Origin of the sequence: Cellulomonas olei (assembly GCF_039548315.1) — a bacterium.
Taxonomy (GTDB): Bacteria; Actinomycetota; Actinomycetes; order Actinomycetales; family Cellulomonadaceae; genus Cellulomonas.
Map to the genome: position 1 here is coordinate 1 of NZ_JBCLVN010000109.1, position 430 is coordinate 430.

At 70.5% G+C, this 430-nt stretch carries 1 protein-coding gene; it reads left to right on the forward strand.

Annotation, left to right across the window (positions count from 1 at the left end; translation table 11 throughout):
* On the forward strand, positions 1-430 hold a 430-nt coding region (lepB, locus tag AAHH18_RS18260), incomplete at both ends, for a signal peptidase I (RefSeq protein ID WP_343302602.1).

Below are 430 nucleotides of genomic sequence, written 5' to 3' on the forward strand. Positions count from 1 at the left end.
TCCTGGTCAGCGCGGTGGTGCTGTCCTGGGTGGTCAAGACGTTCCTGGTGCAGGCGTTCTTCATCCCCAGCGCGTCCATGCACGACACGCTGCTCGAGGGCGACCGCGTGCTGGTGAACAAGCTCGCGCCCGGCCCGTTCGACCTGCACCGCGGCGACATCGTGGTGTTCGCCGACCCCGGCGGCTGGCTGACCGACCAGGACATCCCGGAGACCAACGCCCTGCAGGACGTGCTCATCGTCATCGGCCTCATGCCGCAGCAGTCCGAGGACCACCTCATCAAGCGCGTCATCGGCCTGCCCGGCGACCGCGTGGCCTCCGCGGGCGACGGCTCGCCCGTCACCGTCAACGGCGTCGCGGTCGACGAGTCCGCCTACCTCGCCCCCGGCGCGAGCCCCAGCGAGATCGCCTTCGACGTGACCGTCCCCGA